The organism is Butyrivibrio sp. INlla14, from assembly GCF_900102515.1.
GTDB lineage: Bacteria > Bacillota > Clostridia > Lachnospirales > Lachnospiraceae > Butyrivibrio.
Genome location: NZ_FMVS01000012.1, coordinates 38,681 through 56,653, shown reverse-complemented (window position 1 = coordinate 56,653; position 17,973 = coordinate 38,681). Strand labels below are relative to the sequence as shown.

Below are 17,973 nucleotides of genomic sequence, written 5' to 3'. Positions count from 1 at the left end.
CAAGCGATATTTGCTCTTGCAGCCAAATAAGTATCATGATTGAGAAAAAGATACTTATTGTGGTTACGTAGGTTTTCCGGGTAGAGAAAAGGTCTGGGGACACCGGAGGAGTACGAGTGCATGATATTTTGTGACGTTTCAAACCATGGAGGCGAGACCAATCAATTTCAAATGCCTGTGCATTTTAAATTGATGCTATGGGCTCGCTGGAATGTTTGGTTTGACGGAACAAAAATCATGTGCTGTAGGACTCTGGTGTCACCAGACCTTTTGTAAATTCATTAAATCAGAAAATTGCGGCGTTCATCACTGTGGCTGAGCGAGGATGTAGTCACCGTTAATGTACTTGTCGTACTGGTCGGAGAAGTGTTCCTTAAGAGTAGCTGGATCCATGCGGTAAGTCTCATCCGGATTGAACTCTGCAATCTTGATGAAGTCACCGTCTCTGTAAGCTGTAGGCTCGTAACCCTCTACACCGTTAGGAATGTGGGCAATAAGTCTTGCCATGATCCTACGGCCAGTCTCTGTTAAGTGGACTGTATCCTGCAGGTACTGCTCCTGAGTATCTACGTAGAGATCACACTTTGTGTGGTACATACCATCAAAAATATAGGTTCCCTGATCCCCTGCAACGTTACCCATCTTATCAGCGTAATTAGCAAGTGTTCCAATTCCGTTACTTACAACAAAGCTATCTCCAAGATATGCGCCATTGCCGTCCTTGTAGATTCCGTAAAATGGGTATATCATAACAAATTTGGCCTGAGGGCTGATTCTCTTAAGAACTGAAATACCATAGGAAAGTGATCCGTAGAAGGTATATTCCTGAGGCAAATCAGTTGGGTTACCATCGGGATCATTGATATCAAGTGGAGTCTTCATCATGAAGTCGTTGAAACCATATTCAATAAAATAATAATCTACCTGAGATGGATCAATCTGGTTCATTGTATTAAGAACATCAGGATAACTCTCAGCCAGAACTTTGTTTCTGTCTACCTGGCCAGACAGACAATAAGTCATTCCCAGAAAACAGTTATCTGTCCAGTTTTCATAGTCAAGGTAACCTGCAGATGTTCTTTTAAATGCAGCGGTTGTTCCGCCAATTCCAAGATTGTATACTGTGGCATTGGGAACTCTCTGGCCAACAAGTGTCGGGATATCAGTTCCATCGCCTCGGCCATTAGCCATCTGGCTGTCTCCAAAGAATACCATTACAAGGTTGTCGTCAACAGGGTTTTCTTCCTGAGGAGTTTCAGTAACTTCTACACTGGCACCAGCTGTAGGATCATTGTAATCTGGCTCTTCTAAACTGTCAGCAACTATGATGTTACTGGAAATATCCTGACTTGCATCATCTGATGCATCAACATTTTCGTCATTGATATATTCTGTGGCTTCCTTGGAATCATCTTTTCCAAGAGAACATCCAGAAAGTATCATTGAGAATGATAGTGTAAGTGCTGTAAGTACAGCGAATTTCTTCTTCATATCTTTTAACCTCTCTTTTAAATACTCCAATTGCCATTTTATCACTAAAATTCATGCTGTGAAGATTTTGGAAACAAGATTAAGAAAATCTTAAAGAATTTACGATATTCCGTTAATTACAAAAAACATAGATTGCGGTGCAATAATATTTATTATTTGGTAATTAGAAGTACGCTGAATAATAAATTTTTCTCAAATGTTGAAGTATAAAAGCGCGTAATGTATACTACATATGTTGGTTTTTGTATTAGGAGAGTTTTGCACTTTCCTGGAAACTAACGCTAGAATACTGAAGTTTAGAGGGAGTGCGTATGAAGAAGGCGTTGATAATCGGAGCTGGACCTGCGGGCCTTACAGCGGCCTATGAGCTTTTGACCAAGTCACAGGATTATCAGGTTATTGTATTTGAAGAGACACAGCAGTTTGGAGGTATTTCCAGAACTGTTAATTATAAAGGAAACCGTATGGATATGGGTGGCCACAGGTTCTTTTCCAAGGTACCTGAGGTTAATGAGTGGTGGCAGAATATGCTCCCAACTCAGGGACATCCTTCATATGATGATATTGTTCTTGACAAGCATATGGAGCTTACTGAGGGTGGACCTGATCCTGAGAAAGAAGACAGAGTTATGCTTCGTCGTAACAGGGTTTCCAGAATCTTTTTTGATCGTAAGTTCTATGATTACCCTATTTCACTTAAGGTTGAGACCTTCAAGAACATGGGTCTTTTAAAGACCATTGCCTGTGGCTTTTCCTACATTGGAGCCATGATCTTCAAGAGACAGGAGAAGTCTTTGGAGGATTTCTATGTCAACAGATTTGGCAAGAAGCTTTATTCCATGTTCTTTGAGTATTATACAGAGAATCTTTGGGGCAGACACCCATCTGAGATTGATCCTTCCTGGGGAGCTCAGAGAGTTAAGGGCGTTTCTATTTTAGAGGTTTTGAGAAATGCCTTCCGCAAGAAGACTGGCAAGACTGGCGGTAAGGTTGAGACTTCTCTTATCGAGGAGTTCAGCTATCCTAAGCTTGGACCTGGTCAGCTCTGGGATGTTACTGCAGAAGAAATCAAGAAGCTTGGCGGAACAATTATCATGAATGCCAAGGTTGTTAAGATCCGCAAGAAGGGCAACCATATCGTAGGTGTTTCCTATCTTCAGGATGGTAAAGAGATAGATATAGACGGCGATGTAGTAATAAGCTCAATGCCTGTCAAGGATCTGGTTGCTGGAATGAATGATGTTCCTGCAGAGCCAGCAAGGATTGCTGCAGGTCTTCCTTATCGTGACTACATGACTCTTGGTGTCCTTGTTCCTAAGCTCAACCTTGAGAACAAGACTAAGATCAAGACTATTGGCAATATCGTTCCTGATAACTGGGTTTACGTTCAGGATAGAACTGTTAAGATGGGCAGATTCCAGATTTACAACAACTGGTCTCCTTACCTGGTAAAAGATCTTGAGCATACCGTATGGGTTGGTCTTGAGTATTTCTGCTTTGAAGGCGACAACATGTGGAATATGACAGAGGATGAGTTTGCCAAGATGGCTATCGATGAGATGGTTACTCTTAACCTTATCAGCGATGCTTCAGAAGTTATGGACTACCACATGGAGCGTGTCAAGAAGGCATATCCAGCTTACTTTGATACTTATGAAGAGATGGATAAGCTTGTTGAATATCTCAACACTATCGACAATCTGTACTGCGTAGGACGTAACGGACAGCACAGATATAATAATATTGACCATTCAATGTGCACATCCTTTGAGACTGTCAAGAATATTATTAGCGGTGAAACTGATCGTTCTAATATCTGGAATGTCAATACGGAAAAAGAGTACCACGAAGCCGATGAAAAGGGCGTTTCAGAGGCAGAGGATGAAGTAGAAGTAGACTAAAATTTCAAATAGGGGTATAATGCGGGGCGGTGTTTTTATTCTGCGCCGCATTTTTCATATTTGAAAAAACAAAGGAGTTTTATGAAAAAGATCAGTATCTTGATTCCATGCTTTAACGAGGTGGAAAACGTAGAGGGAATCTCTACAGCAGTAGAAACAGTACTTAAGGAAAAGTTGTCTCGTTACGACTACGAGATTGTCTTTATTGATAATGCATCAACAGATGGCACAAGAGATAAGATAGAGTCCATCTGCGCGGGTAACCCCAAGATAAAGGCTATCTTTAATGTCACAAATTTTGGTCAGTTCAATTCACCCTTTCACGGAATGTGCAGCCTTGATGGTGACTGCGTTATTCCTATCTGTGCAGATTTCCAGGATCCTGTGGAGCTTATTCCTGTATTTGTGGAAAAGTGGGAGCAGGGCCACAAGATTGTCAGCGGCATAAAGTCATCAAGTAAGGAAAACGGTTTTATCTATTTCCTTAGAACAATGTATTACAAGATGATAAAGAACATGAGTAATGTCCGCATGATCGAGCATTTTACAGGCTTTGGTCTTTATGACAAGACCTTTATCCAGCTTCTTAGAAAGCTCAATGATCCAGTGCCTTTCATAAGAGGCATCGTTGCCGAGTATGGCGAGGGCTTCAACATGACAACTGTTGAGTACGAACAGCCTCAGCGCCGCGCCGGCAAGACGCACAACAATTTTTACACTTTGTATGATGCAGCTATGCTGAGCATCACCTCTTACACCAAGGTAGGACTTCGCCTGTGCACTATTGCAGGCTTTGTATGTGCACTTATTGATATTATCGTTGCCTTTGTATATCTGGTACTTAAGCTTACTCACTGGTACAGCTTCCATGCGGGCTACGCACCAATGATCATTGGTATGTTCCTGATCGGTGCTATACAGCTCTTTTTCATCGGGCTTATGGGTGAGTATATCCTGAATATCAATACTCGTGTCATCGGAAGACCGCTTGTAGTTGAGGAAAAGAGAATCAACTTTTGATATAATATGATATAGGTGTCATAGACCATAATGCTTACATGTTTACATGTATATCATTATGGTCTAATGACCCGAACAAATATGAGGAAAAAGCAATTTGCGAAGCAAATTAGCGATTTCCGAATATTTGTAGAATTGCGAGAATGACGAAGTCATGGAGCAATTCGTATATCATATAAAATAGGTGTCATAGACCATAATGCTTACATGTTTACATGTATATCACGTGATAAAAGTGTCATGTATAAATAGTTAAAGGAGAAATTTTATGTCTAATAAGGTTTGTATCGTAGGAATAGCAGGAGGAACAGCGTCAGGTAAGACCACTATTGTGCGCAGGATCAAGGAGAAATTTGGTGATGACATTGTAGTTATCAACCATGACTCATATTATAAGGCACATGATGATCTTTCCTATGAGGACAGGTCACGCCTTAACTACGATCACCCTGAATCTTTTGATACAGATCTTATGATCGCGGATGTAAAAAAACTTAAGAATAATCAGGAAATTGATATGCCTGTTTATGATTACACTGTTCACAACAGATCAGATGCCACAGTGCATGTTGTGCCTAAAAAGGTAATTATTGTAGAGGGTATCCTTATCCTGGAAAATAAGGAACTCAGAGACCTTATGGATATCAAGGTCTTTGTTGAAACAGATGCGGATGAGAGACTCATGAGAAGAATCCGCCGTGATATGGTTGAGAGGGCTCGTTCTATTGACTCAATCCTTACTCAGTATGCTGAAACTGTTAAGCCTATGCATGAGCAGTTTGTTGAGCCTTCTAAGAAGTATGCGGATATCATCATCCCTAGAGGTGGTGAGAACCTGACAGGTATCAGCATCCTGCAGGAGCACTTGAATCTCGTGCTTAACACTGACAGGGACTGAGAATATCGTCTTGACGACTTATAATATGTCTAATATTTTGCTGGTAAGGTCTAGATAAAATCAATATGTCGAATAGATGATATTAAATAAGTGTGAAAAAGGTGGATGTTGGCTTGATTATAGTTGCTTGGTCAGTAATAAAACTAATTTTCTTTTTGCTTGTAGTTCCATTTTTGATCGGAGTTCTTGTAAATGGCATGCTTCCGATTGTCAGAAGGACAGTGGGCATTACTATGATTCTTGGCTACGTGGTATATTTTGCGGTGTTTGAAGTCATCGCTATACCATGTATGCTTCATTATGTCTACAATGCTTTTTCTTATTGTACGAAGTATTATCTGGTGGCAACGCTGATACTTGCCGGATGTGGACTATTTAGACTTATCTTTTGTCTAAGGAAAAAGGGCCTGTCCCTGTTATCTATTTTCCCTGGAGAGACACATGCGACGGCCCATGAGCTATTAAGCCCAAGGTCTGATCCACGGATGCTCAAACTCAATTACTCTCTGGAGAGCAGGATTTACTGGGGAATTTTCTTTGCACTTGTTCTACTTCAGATGGTGCTTGCTGTGGTGCTTGCAAGCTTTGATGGTGATGATGCCTATTATGTTGTAGAATCGCTTCTGGCGCAACAGGCAGATGTCATGAATACCATTTTGCCATACACTGGAATGTCAACATCTTTTGACATCAGGCATGCGCTGGCTGTTATCACAATGTGGACAGCTTTTATAGGGAGAGCCTGTGGAATACATACGACTATTGTTTCACACTCAGTAATCCCGGTCCTTGTAATACCATTTGTTTATCTGGTTTATGTTGAGATTGCAAGGATTCTTTTTAGAAGAAGACAGGAAATTATTCCAGTATTTATGATCATTGTCTCATTCCTTATGATGTTTGGAAATGTGTCAATCTACACACCGGCCACATTCTTTTTGACCAGGACCTGGCAGGGCAAGACAATTGTTTGTAACCTTGTATTTCCGCTGATTTTCTGGGTTTTCCTCTGGATGCTGGAAGATAGCAAAAGAAGATCCATCTTTGGTGGAAAAAGCGCTATGGCGACAGAGTCCTACGAGGAATATAGGGAAGCGAAGCTTATTTATCGGATTTCGCCTTGGATTTTCCTGGCACTTATAAATATGCTCTCAGGAGTATGTACTTCACTGGGCGTTTTCTTTGGAAGTGGTTTGTGCGCTCTCTTTACGCTGGTACTTCTTTTATTTGAGAGAAATTTTCGGGTTATCTTTGGTGCTATATGCTGCGTGATCCCCAACATGATTTATGTATGGATATATTGGATGTTGCTCCACAGGTGATTGTGCAGATAACCGTAATATAGAAACGCAAATATAGATAAGCAGATTAGTTTAGTGAGGACATTATGTACGGAATATTCATGGAGTGCTGGGTAGACTTAAAGCTCTATGGCGGGAACGGGGCGATTCTTCTAATGTTTCTGGCATCGGCTATTTACCTGGTCATATGTGAAAAGAGCTTAAAAAAGAAAATAATGCTTGGGATAGTGCCGCTTCTGATACTTTTGGGATTTCTTTTCCCTGTTACAAAGATTTTGTATGTGGCGGTTTTTGACGATGGAAGTGATACTTATTATAGGATTATGTGGCTGATCCCAATGTATGTGGTCATTGGTTTTGCCGCCTGCAGATTTATCTTTTCCCTGAAAAAGAGTATGTATCAGAGGATTGCCTTCGTGGCGGCGCTTGCTATTATTGCGTCTACAGGTTCTTTGGTGTATGCCAGCAGGCATATGACAGTTGCTGAGAATCTATACCATATTCCACAGAAGGTTATTGATATTTGTGATGTGATCGCGCCTGAGGATGGAGAGCCCAGAGTTCGCGCAGCCTTCCCTTCTGAGCTGGTGCATTTTGTAAGGCAGTATGATACTGACATACTTATGCCTTTTGGTCGTGATATAGTGGTAACTCAATGGGGTTATTACAATCATGTTTATGAAGTTATGGAAAAGCCCGAGGTAATTGATGCCAAGGCACTTGCTGAGGCTACAAGAGAGACCAAGTGCAGCTATGTTATCCTTGCTGAAGATAGAAAGATAGATGGAGATTTGCTTGATCTTGGCTTTGAGCTTGTGACCAGCATGCATGGCTACAATATTTATGCTGATCCTGAGATCATCGGGGGATGAGACAGATATGAGGAATGCATAGTGGCTATCACGTATACTATGTAAGGCGGATTACGACAGTGTGCTTGTCTGGTGATAGCAGCACAATGAAAGAAATATAGAAATTCAGGTAGTACAATGGATAAAAAGATTCAGGAATATTTAGATAGGGTTCACCAGTCAGATTTTGACATGTTGTGCGAGGTGGACAGAATTTGTAAAAAGCACGGTATTCAGTATTTTTTGCATGGAGGCACATTTCTTGGGGCTGTAAGGCATCAGGATTTTATTCCATGGGATGATGATGTGGATATTCTTTTCCTCAGAAAAGATTATGAGAAGTTTCTGGAAGTCTATGAGAATGAGGCAGATAAGAGATTTAAACTTCTAAGATTTGAGAGATATCCACAATTTTTTGACTTTATAACCAAGATTGCAGATCAGTCGCTTACCTACGAGGGCACAACCTTTGGGGCTGAGGACTTTTACGATAACAGATATTCACATCCTACACTGGATCTGTTTGTGTTTGATGTGGAGGCAGATAACCACAAGTGGCAGCTTACAAGGTTAAAGCTCTTGTATGCTCTGGCCATGGGCCACAGGCCTTTTATTGACTATAGTAAGTTCAAGGGAATCATGAAGGCGGTAGCCTTTGTCCTGGCTGGTGTGGGAAGGCTGATCCCATTTAAGTGGATCGCTCATAGATATATTAATATCCAGGCGGAGGGCGGTCTTGCGGGGCTTGTACGAGACCAGGCAGGAGCTGGCAATGAATCTGGTACTGACATTAGCACAGGCACAAAAGCTGATACAGAATCAGGTACGGATACAGAGGGAGGTCATAGATTCATCTTTATTTCTAATGAACAGCCAGATCCCAGATACTGGGGACTTGACTTTGACGCGGAGCATTTGATCTATGGGCCAGATACAGGCATGATCAGGGGAAAAGAGTTCCCTATTCCCAAGAATCATGATAAGTGGCTTAGAAAGACTTACAAGGATTATATGTCTTTGCCACCAGAGGATAAGCGCGTGCCAATGCATGTCAATGTGATCCAGGAGTGATGAGCATTGGCTGAGATTTAAGTTGTAACGTCTATTGAATTAGTAGCAGAATAGATTTTTTGAATTTTGTATTTTGTATTTCGGAAAGAAGGTTTTTATGAAAACAGTAGCTCTTATAATTGCAGGTGGAACAGGTGCAAGGATGCATCAGGATATTCCCAAGCAGTTTCTGACTGTAAATGAAAAGCCAGTAATCGTGTATACGCTGGAGGCTTTTCAAAATCATCCAGAGATAGATTCTATAGCTGTTGTGTGCGTTGAAGGCTGGGAGCAGATGGTGTCAGCATACGCCAAGCAGTTTAATATCGATAAGCTTGAGTATATAGTTCATGGCGGCGAAAACGGCCAGAGCTCCATTAGAAATGGTGTATATGAGCTTGAGAAGCATTTTGACAAGGATGATATTGTACTGATTCACGATGCTATAAGGCCTATGGTTTCTGCTGAGATCATTTCTGACTGTATCATGAAGACCAAGCAGCATGGAAACGCCATCACAGCAATTCCCTGTGCGGAAGCTATGCTCACAACAACAGATGGTGTTAAGTCTGATGAATCCTACCCAAGAGATAACCTAAAGAGAACTCAGACTCCACAGGGCTTTAAGATTGGCCAGATCTGCGACCTTCACAGGGAAGCTTTGGAAAAGGGAATCACAGCTTCAGTTGCATCCTGCACACTTATGATCGAATTGGGCAGGGAAGTCTTTTTCTCCCAGGGGTCTGAGAAGAATATCAAACTTACAACAGTTGAAGATATCGATATTTTCAAGGCACTTCTTGTCAGCAAGAGAAGCGAGTGGCTTAAATAAGCTGCAGCATATGTCAATGAGAGTGGCATAAATAAACTGCAACACATGTCAATGTGAGTGGACTAAATGGAGCCACGCAGCTGCGTATTGGCTCGAGATAAGAGAAAATCAAGGTGAGTTTGACATAGAGAAAACAGGGGGAAGTTAGTTGGACAGGGAAAAAACAATATATGATAGCAAGTTGTATATAGAGGATTTGCACACAGCGGCGCAGCATACTCTCGGAATCGAGAAACTGCGCGGAATGAGCGTGCTTGTAACAGGAGCTAGTGGAACCATTGGCTCCTTTATTGTTGATGAACTGTGCGAGTACGGAGAAATACATGTTATTGCCTGCGGTAGGAATACTGAAAAGCTTCAAAAAAGATTTAGCAGATTTGCGGGGGCTGGTTACTTGAAGTTCTGCAGTCTTGATATTCTCGACGATAGCTCTTTTGACAAATTACCAGATGAGCATGTGGATTACATTATCCATGCGGCTGGAAATGCCTTTCCGTCAGCCTTTATAGATCATTCTGATGAGACAGTAAGGGGCAATATCTGCGGAACAGCAAGACTTTTGGAGTATGGCAGAAGCCATGGCTGCCAGAAGTTTGTGTATGTGTCTTCTGGAGAAGTTTATTCCCTGGATGAAGAGGATAGAAAAAGTTGGGCTGATAAGTGGAATATGGCTATTTCAGGTTCTGGTTCTGAGGATGCGTTGATAGATGAGTTTTTGGATGAGCCAGTACTTGATTCGGATAGTCCAAGTGAATCAAAGCCGTATGATCCTGTACGGATTTACATGCAATTAGTTCAAAATGAGGTGACCCAGAGAGGCCCTCGTTCCTGCTATCCTGTGAGCAAGGCAGCAGCGGAAGCCATGTGTCTTTCACACATAAATACAGTGGTTGTCCGCCCATGCCATACCTTCGGCCCTGGAATCACAGGCTCTGATGACAGAGCCCATGTCCAGTTTGCTAAAAAAGCTGTAGCCGGCGAAGATATTGTCCTTAATAGCGCAGGTACTCAGCTTCGCTCCTACAATTATGTGGCAGATGCCGCATCCGGAATTGTCAGCGCCATGCTAAGTGGTGAACTAGGTGCCATGAGAGATAAAGAGTTTGAACCTCAAAACCGGGTATTTGACATTTGCTCAAGAGAAAACGAAATAACTATCAAGGGCCTGGCTGAGCTTATTGCGTCAGTTACTGGAGTCAATGTCTTGGTGAAGGAGGCTGATGCAAGGGAAAAGAGCCTCCAATCACCGATAAATAAACAAATTCTTGATCCGGCTAATCTTGAGAAAATTGGCTGGAAAAAAGCCTTTGACTTAAATACAGGCGTGGAACATTTTGTGGAGATAATAAATATGTATTGATCATTATAGGGTGCTGGAAAACAATGACATTTAATTCGTATGAGTTTTTGCTTTTATTTTTGCCCATTTTTATTATTGGGTTTAACTGGATAAAGAGAGTGGGGCGCAAAAAAGGAAAGGCACAGATGCTGGTAGATTTGTGGATTGTGCTGGGATCTTTGTGCTTTTATGGGCTTTTTGGGATGCAGAATCTTGGCATAATCCTGATAAGTCTGTGTCTTAATGCCTGCACTGCAATTCCTATGGCTTTCATGAGAGATAGCAGGGTTAGGCTTCATTTTGGGCAAAAAGAGATAGCTCCAGTTCATATATGGATGGCTGTTGGAGTTATTACTAATCTTGTACTTCTTTTGTTCTTTAAGTTGTGGGGAGCTTTTCTTCCTATAGCTATCAGTTTTTATACCTTTAATCAGATTTCATATATTGTAGATCTGGGAAGAGGCGAAATCGCGGAGTTTAGTCTTTTAGACTACTTGTCTTACATTCTCTTTTTCCCAAAGCTTCTTCAGGGGCCACTTATGGGATATGGTGACTACAGGCAGCAGGTTGAAGCGGCATGTGAAAAAAGCTTTGATGCAGAGGTGGTGCTGCGAGGACTATATCTCTTTTCCCTGGGACTATTCAAAAAGGTGATCATGGCGGATACCCTTGGGAAGGCTGTGGATTATGGGTATGAGAATCTTCTGGGCCTTGGAAGTATTGAGGCTGTGCTGACAGCGGTGTTTTATTCCTTCCAGCTGTACTTTGATTTTAGCGGCTACTGCGATATGGCAAGTGGCGTGTGCATGATGATGGGGCTTGAGCTTCCTCTTAACTTTAATTCTCCATACAAGGCAGTGAGCATTGTGGATTTTTGGAAAAGATGGCACATCACTCTCACTAAGTTTTTTACCAAGTATTTGTACATTCCCCTTGGTGGAAACAGGCGGGGAGCTGGCAGGATGTACCTGAATTTCATGATTGTCTTTCTCCTGAGCGGGTTCTGGCATGGAACCGGCTGGAACTTTATCATCTGGGGAGCTATGCATGGTGTCTTGTTTGTGGTGACAATGGCACTTGGTAAGAACGCGCATAAAGATGCGAATCAGAGGAAGGTTGTTTCCTGGACTGGCAGAAATCGTAATCCTGAAAGAGATGGTGATCGATCAGCGTATTTTGTGGTGATTCGCGGCATATCGTTGAGGAATTTGTTGGGTAAATTGTTTACATTCATATATGTCACCGCAGCCTGGGTTTTCTTTAGGGCTGAGAATGCAGGACAGGCTATTGGACTGTTCAGACAGATATTTGTAGGCGGCATCAGGAAGATTGGAACAGGCATGAGTTCTATATTCCAGCTTGATGAATTGTGGTATGTGATAAAGGTCACACCTCTTATGAGGTTTGGATTTGTATGGGAACTGTGCTTGTGGATATTTCTTGTGGGCTCTGTCGTTATGGTGTTCTTTTGCAAGAATGCGCAGGAGAAGGCAAGGGAGCGCAAGATAGGACTGTGGACAACGCTTGTTACGGCTTTTCTACTGCTGTGGTGCATTGTAAGCTTTGGCGGCGTAAGTACATTCTTGTATATGAATTTCTGAGAAAATTGATTTGCATATAAGGGTTCCGTGAAGGACGTTAGAGTAGTGATTACACGAAAGTGTATGAAACAGTAGATTTCGTGTAAGAGGTTCTTCTGAGGCGGTTATACGAAAGTGCAGGAAGATAAGATTTTCGTGTAAGCCAAGAATATAGGCTCTTAAGAAGTCTTTATATGCAAGTTAATGGAAAGTAGATTTGCATATAAGGGTCTCGGGTGGGGCATTACGGTAGTGGTTACACGAAAGTGCATGAACTAGTAGATTTCGTGTAAGAGGTTCTTCTGAGGCGATTATACGAAAGTGCAGGAAGATTAGATTTTCGTGTAAGCCAAGAACAGAGGCTCTTCGGAAGTCTTTATATGCAAGTTAATGGAAAGTAGATTTGAGTATAAGAAATGAGTGAAATGATGCAAGAAACTAAAGACAAAATTAAGAATACAGAAGAATATAAGCCAGAAGGTACAGGCAGGCAGAATACATCAACAGTTAACGAAACAGCTAACGAAGACTTGCACAACACAAAGCACTACGCAAGACTCCTTGCCCTACTCCTGGCGCTGGTGTTTGCAGGGCTGTGTGCTATGGCGGCGCTTGTGGCCTATGTTGATCCGTTCTTCCACTACCATGCGCCGCTTGCGGATTTTCCCTACATTGTGGATAATCAGCTGAGCCAGAATCCGGGAATGGCGCGGAATATGACCTATAATGCCTGCATTATAGGATCATCAATGACAGTAAACTTTGACACGGATGATTTCAAGGATATTTGCGGATTTGATACTTTGAAACTTAGTTACAGTGGGGCTTATCCCAAGGATGACAGCAATATTCTGGAAATTATCTATGACGAAGGCAGCTTGTCCAGGAAGACAAACGGCATGGATGCAGTGTTCTTTGCAATGGATATACCTGTAATGGCGGCAGATACAGACACTGTGAAGTATCCAAGGCCTGAGTATCTGTATGATGACAATATATTTAATGATGTTAAGTATCTGCTGAACAAGGATGTCTTGTTTCAATATATTTTCAGGCCTATAGTTCAGGGCAAGGGTTCAGATCTTTCTGAAATTTATTTTAGTTGGTGGACTCCGGAATATTACAACATTCAGTGGGTTATGCACACCTATGAAGAGCCTGAGAAGGTGGATGAAGAGATGGCTGCAGACACACTTATACCAGCAACGCAGGAGAATCTTGATGTCAATATTCTTCCCTACGTAGAGGCACATCCTGAGACGGAGTTTTACTTCTTCTTTCCGCCCTATAGCATTTTGTATTGGCACAACGTGATGCAGGAAAATACACTTGAAGCAACCTTTACGCAGTACCAGTATGTGGCTGACAGGTTACTAGATTATGATAACGTGCATCTTTTCTACTTCCAGGACATGGATGAAGTGACAGACCTCAATAACTATGCGGACTATTCTCACTATAAACCGGAGATAAACAAATATATGGTAGAATGTTTTAAGAAAGGTGACCATGAGATAAAGTCGACAAAAGAGATGGAAGATGCACTTTCAAAAATGCGTGCTATAATAGATGGGTTCGACTTTGAAACATTATTATCAACTGACTGGGGATAAAAAATCATGAAAGGAGCCTGTGGCACATAGATGCCATGACTTACATTATGAACAGAAATGAACGTGAAACAAGAGGCAAAAGAGAAAACTTTGACAAGAAGAGTTTTAGCTTCTCAGACATACCAATGTGGTTTCATTTTGTTGTAATTGGAATAATCCTTGCGGTAATAGCTTTTTCAGTATTTAAGCTTGTTAAGTGGAATCAGGGAACAGCAGAGCTTGACCAGACTGAGACTGGCAGCATGGAGATAGAGGTTCTGGACCAGATATTTCTTTTGCCTGAGGCTAATAGAGAGGGGCATGAGTACGATGACGAGGAGACGATCCTGTTTCTGGGGAATGACGCCATCACTCATATGCAGGGAGATGACGGAGTGTGCAACAAAGTGGCCCAGAAACTTGGTGCAACTGTGATCAATTGTGGATTCCCAGCGTCCTGTGTTGCCAATAAGAACGCAAACTTCTACGATGGCGATGCAATCGATGCTTTCAGCTTCATAAATGTGGCAAACAGCATCGCAAGCGGGGACTATAGTCTCATGGAGCAGAATGCCGGCAAATTCGATAATGGAACATATCAGGCTTCAATCGACAATCTCAAGAACCTTGATTTTAACAAGGTTGATACAATTGTTATTTACTACAATGCTCAGGACTACTTAAATGGAAGAGCCGGTATGGATCCTAATAACGACGTTAATCCTATTACCTACAGAGGTGCGCTCAATGCAGGAATCAAGGCACTTCAGGAAAAGTATCCATTTATCAGGATCGTATGTATGTCTTTTACCATGTGCTATGGTTATGATTCAACTGGCATGGTAAGTGGAGACAGAGTAGACCTTGGAAACGGCAAACTTACAACATATCTTCAGTTTATGATCGACATTTCCGGTGAAAGAGGTGTCTCTTTTATCGACAATTATTATGGAACTATCGATGAGGACAATGCAGATCAGATGCTTACAGACATTATTCATGTGAACGAAGCCTGCAACGAGCATGTAGCACAGCATTTCGTGGAGGCAATATATCCAGGGGATAACTAAGACTGTAGAGTTAACGGAGAAATAAAAATTGAAAAAGAAAATAGGAATTGTGGATATCCTGCAGCTTCAGGGCGCAGTTATTGTGTATTCCCTTTCAACTGTGGCCGGGAAGCTGGCTTCAGAACATCCATTTTTATCATTTAAATATATACTGTTTTTTGGACTTGAGTTTGTGATCCTTGCAGTTTACGCACTTATCTGGCAGCAGATGATAAAGAAGTTTCAGATTTCGGTTGCCAGCGCCAATAAGGCAATCACACTTTTGTGGTCAATGCTTTGGAATTTCCTTCTCTTTTCCACAGGAATCACACCCTGGAAGGTTGTTGGAGTATTGCTGGTCATTGCGGGTGTTGTGATCATGAATATGGGAACTGATGAGGATAATACCGGAAATGCTAATGATAGTGTGGATGGATCAGATGCAGGCGGAAAGGAGAACAGAGATGTTTAATGTTTTTCTTTTGCTGATGCTGCTATCTGAGATCATTGCAGCCAGTTCACAGATGCTCCTTAAAAAGAGTGCCAACAAGGAGCATAGCTCTTTTATCAAAGAGTATTTGAATCCCTACGTGATAATAGGGTACGGACTCTTAGTGTTGTCCATGGTAATCTGCATCGTCTGCTACGGCGATGATAAGCTTGGCTACATGGGAACTGTAGTAATGGAGCCTGTTAATTATGTACTTGTGATGATCATGTCCAGATTTATCTTTGGGGAAAAGATAACCAGCAAAAAGGTAATTGGTGCCCTGCTTATAATAGGCGGCATCATGGTATTTAATATTTTAGGGTAAAACTTCCCGCTTTTGATGCGCTTGGGACATGTAAAGAGGCTGCCGATTTAAGGCAGCCTCATTGTATTAATTGGTTTCATCAAATTCTCGAGTTCTTGCGCCCATGCTCTTTAACTGCTTTTTGCGGTCATACATCATGTGGTCTGCTCGTTCGAACAGATCATGTAACTGTTCATCATTCGGCTGAAGTGTTGCATAGCCAATAGAAACAACAACACCATTGTTCTTGATGTTTTCTTCTACCTGCTTATTAAAGGCTTCAATGACTTCACCTCTGGTATCGTAACCTTTTCCCAGCAAAAGAACAACAAACTCATCACCACCTGTTCTATATACAGAACCATGGTTGAAAAGATCACAAATAAGAGCGCTTGCATCCTTGATAAGCTGATCGCCGGCAGCATGCCCCTGGGTGTCGTTGACATATTTTAGTCCATTTATATCGCAAGCAACAAGGGCAAGTTTTTCGATGGTTCCTTCACGGATCCTGATGTTTAATTGAGATTCCGTCTCCATGTAGGCATGTTTATTTCTGACTCCTGTCATTGAATCTGTATTTGCCATGCTCTTGAAGACTTTGCTGTTTTCTTTTTCTTCTTCCAGCTTATCGTTGGTAACACGCCTTATCATGTAGAACAAAATAGCTGAGAATATAGTAGCTACCGTAAGCAGGAATATTATATGTATGTTATTGGCGACAAGACTTTGATCGCTGATTTCCTTGATCTGATCCTGAATAACACTCTCGCGGATCATTACAACCAGCTCCCATCCGGTGTCTGGCACGGGCTGATAGAAAATAGTATCTACTACGTCGTCTCTTATAGTAAAAGTTAATGTTCCCTTTTTCTCATTTGCAAAATCATCCCGGAATGAATTCCACTTTTCATCTGAAACAGTACCTTTTGTGGCATCAAAAATATTTTTTGTTCCTATAATTGGGCCCAGCTCAGTTTCAGATAGGTTTCCACCATTTGTAGAATACAGCGCAAAATGAGTACTTTCCTGATCATCAAAAGCAAGTAGTTCAACTATGTCATTTATATTGATCTGAACAAAGCATGCTTTAAACTGTTTTCCAAGTAATTTTATATCTATTGGAATAGCAAGACAGAGCTCTTTGGATGAACCATAGATGAATACGGTGCTTATCATTTTGTCGTCCAGAGTTTTCCTTGCCAGGAAAGGATGCCTGCTTCCACCGGTATAGGTGGTATACTGCGTGTAAACTATGTCATCTTTATCTACCAGAGCGAAGCGGTTAAGGGACAAAAGAGTTTTCATCCTGCCTATAGCTGCACGAAGATCGTCCTGGGATTCTATCTTTTCATCATCTGCCACATCCACGCCAATTACATCGTAGTTTCCTTCCTGAGCCTTCAATAAGCGCTTGGTCTGATCTTCATAAGAAGCGGCATCAGGAGCCATATACTCATAAGTAATGACGATCCCGTTTTCCAGATATTTCTTCTGAGCATCCTCCATCCCAAGCGCCACTGCGTCCCACCAGGGATGAACTATCTTATAAGTGAAGTAGAAATTGTATTTTTTCTTGGCGGGCACATAATCATCGAGATTATGCTCAAAATCCACCACACTATCGTTGCCGTCAGCTTTTGTTTCAGTATTAGCAGAATATCCGCTACTAGTTGTTGCAAGCGCAAGTAAAATGACTATTATCAGGGACTTTCGAAATATATTTTTCATCTTCGCAGACATAGCACCCCTCCTTGAAGACATAGCTCTCACAATAAATACTATCTACTATAAATAATACTATATTTCGATAATATCTATTCTTAAATATATATTAAAGGTTGATATAACAATTGGGAAACGAGTGAGATATTCTTTATTTGCAAATCTCTTGACATGCGGATTGCTACTCCCGCAGAATCCGCGTGTATTCGGTATTCGGAAAATGTCCAGGAAATCTATCATACACGCGCCACCAGTCTCTACTTCTAAGTACGTGTATCCTGATATTATCTATTGTATGAATATACATGCGCTGTCTGCTTCCATTCTTAGCACATGTATCCTGATAATTTCTCTGCCCATGAATATACACGCGGATTTCAATAGTATCTATATTGGCGTGTTTCCTGATGATAGCGCTAGAATAGATTGTACATGTATACAAGCTGCAAATTACTATCTGCGTGTATGCAGCCAAATTCAAGCTTTTTCGAAGTACATGCGCATTCTTTGTGATTAGGTTTCCGCGTGTATGCAGCAGAATTCAAAACTTCTC

Annotated in this window: 15 protein-coding genes; 13 read left to right on the top strand and 2 right to left on the bottom strand. The window is 41.5% G+C overall.

Features of this window, described 5'->3' with window-relative positions:
• Positions 1 to 306: 306 nt before the first annotated feature.
• A complete protein-coding gene (locus BLO53_RS09455) occupies positions 307 to 1,491 on the bottom strand; it encodes an SGNH/GDSL hydrolase family protein (RefSeq protein WP_092060870.1) in 1,185 nt (394 codons plus the stop codon).
• A 311-nt stretch (positions 1,492 to 1,802) separates the two neighbouring features.
• Here BLO53_RS09455 and BLO53_RS09450 point away from each other — a divergent pair, with 311 nt between their 5' ends.
• From BLO53_RS09450 to BLO53_RS09390, 13 genes are all read left to right on the top strand, one after another.
• Complete coding sequence (locus BLO53_RS09450; RefSeq protein WP_092060868.1) at positions 1,803 to 3,392, top strand: NAD(P)/FAD-dependent oxidoreductase; 1,590 nt, start codon at positions 1,803 to 1,805, stop codon at positions 3,390 to 3,392.
• Positions 3,393 to 3,473: 81 nt separating this feature from the next.
• Positions 3,474 to 4,412 (top strand): glycosyltransferase family 2 protein, encoded by a 939-nt coding sequence (locus BLO53_RS09445; protein WP_026488720.1) that lies wholly within the window; start codon positions 3,474 to 3,476, stop codon positions 4,410 to 4,412.
• 268 nt (positions 4,413 to 4,680) lie between these two features.
• Positions 4,681 to 5,310 (top strand): uridine kinase, encoded by a 630-nt coding sequence (udk, locus tag BLO53_RS09440; protein WP_092060866.1) that lies wholly within the window; start codon positions 4,681 to 4,683, stop codon positions 5,308 to 5,310.
• A 113-nt stretch (positions 5,311 to 5,423) separates the two neighbouring features.
• Complete coding sequence (locus tag BLO53_RS09435) at positions 5,424 to 6,632, top strand: DUF6077 domain-containing protein (protein WP_092060864.1); 1,209 nt, start codon at positions 5,424 to 5,426, stop codon at positions 6,630 to 6,632.
• 65 nt (positions 6,633 to 6,697) lie between these two features.
• Positions 6,698 to 7,483, top strand: coding sequence for a hypothetical protein (locus BLO53_RS09430; protein WP_092060861.1), 786 nt, complete (start codon positions 6,698 to 6,700; stop codon positions 7,481 to 7,483).
• A gap of 117 nt (positions 7,484 to 7,600) precedes the next feature.
• Positions 7,601 to 8,533, top strand: coding sequence for a LicD family protein (locus BLO53_RS09425; protein ID WP_092060859.1), 933 nt, complete (start codon positions 7,601 to 7,603; stop codon positions 8,531 to 8,533).
• A gap of 97 nt (positions 8,534 to 8,630) precedes the next feature.
• Positions 8,631 to 9,344, top strand: a complete 714-nt coding sequence (locus BLO53_RS09420; RefSeq protein ID WP_026488724.1) for an IspD/TarI family cytidylyltransferase — start codon at positions 8,631 to 8,633, stop codon at positions 9,342 to 9,344.
• A 148-nt stretch (positions 9,345 to 9,492) separates the two neighbouring features.
• Positions 9,493 to 10,704, top strand: a complete 1,212-nt coding sequence (locus BLO53_RS09415) for an NAD-dependent epimerase/dehydratase family protein (protein ID WP_092060857.1) — start codon at positions 9,493 to 9,495, stop codon at positions 10,702 to 10,704.
• Positions 10,705 to 10,829: 125 nt separating this feature from the next.
• Positions 10,830 to 12,284 carry an MBOAT family O-acyltransferase gene (locus BLO53_RS09410; protein WP_176757231.1) on the top strand — a complete coding sequence of 485 codons (1,455 nt, stop codon included), beginning with the start codon at positions 10,830 to 10,832 and terminating at the stop codon, positions 12,282 to 12,284.
• A gap of 395 nt (positions 12,285 to 12,679) precedes the next feature.
• The gene (locus tag BLO53_RS09405; RefSeq protein ID WP_242875350.1) at positions 12,680 to 13,876 is read left to right on the top strand and encodes a hypothetical protein; all 1,197 of its coding nucleotides are present in this window, start codon (positions 12,680 to 12,682) and stop codon (positions 13,874 to 13,876) included.
• A gap of 47 nt (positions 13,877 to 13,923) precedes the next feature.
• A complete protein-coding gene (locus BLO53_RS09400) occupies positions 13,924 to 14,925 on the top strand; it encodes an SGNH/GDSL hydrolase family protein (protein ID WP_176757230.1) in 1,002 nt (333 codons plus the stop codon).
• A gap of 28 nt (positions 14,926 to 14,953) precedes the next feature.
• A complete protein-coding gene (locus BLO53_RS09395) occupies positions 14,954 to 15,376 on the top strand; it encodes a DMT family transporter (protein ID WP_051196936.1) in 423 nt (140 codons plus the stop codon).
• The gene (locus BLO53_RS09390) at positions 15,369 to 15,719 is read left to right on the top strand and encodes a multidrug ABC transporter (protein ID WP_026488729.1); all 351 of its coding nucleotides are present in this window, start codon (positions 15,369 to 15,371) and stop codon (positions 15,717 to 15,719) included. Before BLO53_RS09395 ends, BLO53_RS09390 begins: the two co-directional genes overlap by 8 nt.
• Before the next feature lie 66 nt (positions 15,720 to 15,785).
• Here BLO53_RS09390 and BLO53_RS19200 read toward each other — a convergent pair whose 3' ends face one another.
• On the bottom strand, positions 15,786 to 17,438 hold the full coding sequence (locus BLO53_RS19200; protein WP_176757229.1) for a diguanylate cyclase: 1,653 nt from the start codon (positions 17,436 to 17,438) through the stop codon (positions 15,786 to 15,788).
• Positions 17,439 to 17,973 lie beyond the last annotated feature (535 nt).

Bases quoted from the DNA above. Each gene is read 5' to 3' on its own strand.
- BLO53_RS09410 (WP_176757231.1), top strand. From the start codon at position 10,830: ATGCTGGTAGATTTGTGGATTGTGCTGGGATCTTTGTGCTTTTATGGG.
- BLO53_RS09445 (WP_026488720.1), top strand. From the start codon at position 3,474: ATGAAAAAGATCAGTATCTTGATTCCATGCTTTAACGAGGTGGAAAAC.
- BLO53_RS19200 (WP_176757229.1), bottom strand. From the start codon at position 17,438: ATGTCTGCGAAGATGAAAAATATATTTCGAAAGTCCCTGATAATAGTC.
- BLO53_RS09455 (WP_092060870.1), bottom strand. From the start codon at position 1,491: ATGAAGAAGAAATTCGCTGTACTTACAGCACTTACACTATCATTCTCA.
- BLO53_RS09425 (WP_092060859.1), top strand. From the start codon at position 7,601: ATGGATAAAAAGATTCAGGAATATTTAGATAGGGTTCACCAGTCAGAT.
- udk (WP_092060866.1), top strand. From the start codon at position 4,681: ATGTCTAATAAGGTTTGTATCGTAGGAATAGCAGGAGGAACAGCGTCA.
- BLO53_RS09390 (WP_026488729.1), top strand. From the start codon at position 15,369: ATGTTTAATGTTTTTCTTTTGCTGATGCTGCTATCTGAGATCATTGCA.
- BLO53_RS09450 (WP_092060868.1), top strand. From the start codon at position 1,803: ATGAAGAAGGCGTTGATAATCGGAGCTGGACCTGCGGGCCTTACAGCG.
- BLO53_RS09420 (WP_026488724.1), top strand. From the start codon at position 8,631: ATGAAAACAGTAGCTCTTATAATTGCAGGTGGAACAGGTGCAAGGATG.
- BLO53_RS09430 (WP_092060861.1), top strand. From the start codon at position 6,698: ATGTACGGAATATTCATGGAGTGCTGGGTAGACTTAAAGCTCTATGGC.
- BLO53_RS09400 (WP_176757230.1), top strand. From the start codon at position 13,924: ATGAACAGAAATGAACGTGAAACAAGAGGCAAAAGAGAAAACTTTGAC.
- BLO53_RS09405 (WP_242875350.1), top strand. From the start codon at position 12,680: ATGAGTGAAATGATGCAAGAAACTAAAGACAAAATTAAGAATACAGAA.